The 421-nt window shown below is 43.9% G+C and carries 2 tRNA genes; both read right to left on the bottom strand.

The features are described 5' to 3' along the window. Positions 1–227: 227 nt before the first annotated feature. Positions 228–299 (bottom strand) — tRNA-Gln (locus C1I98_RS46750). Positions 300–307: 8 nt separating this feature from the next. Continuing rightward, positions 308–390: transfer RNA gene (locus tag C1I98_RS46745), tRNA-Tyr, on the bottom strand. Positions 391–421: the final 31 nt, after the last annotated feature.

The raw sequence follows: 421 nt of genomic DNA, 5'->3' as shown, positions 1-421 counted from the left end.
GCATCAACACCCCAGTAGATCCCGGCTGCAGTTGCAGCGAGGGCGATTAGGGTGATGACAGTCCACTTAAGTTTCATGTGACCTCCTTGAAGATAGAACGCTTACCATTGTACAGGAAAAATAGTGCGAAAAAAAGGACAAACATGAAATTAACCGCATTAATTAGGCTGTAAACTGAAAAAATATAACAAAAAAGCCGACAAGCAAATGCTCATCGACTTCGTTAGCTGGGATAGCTGGATTCGAACCAGCGATACACGGTACCAAAAACCGATGCCTTACCACTTGGCCATATCCCAATAATAAATGGGGGCTATAGGATTCGAACCTATGAACCCGAAGGAATGGATTTACAGTCCACCGCGTTTGACCAGACTTCGCTAAACCCCCATCATATAAACACTTTAGCGATATGTATCGC

Source organism: Spongiactinospora gelatinilytica (assembly GCF_003236385.1).
GTDB classification, from domain to species: domain Bacteria; phylum Actinomycetota; class Actinomycetes; order Streptosporangiales; family Streptosporangiaceae; genus Spongiactinospora; species Spongiactinospora gelatinilytica.
This window is presented reverse-complemented; position numbering and strand designations above follow the sequence as displayed.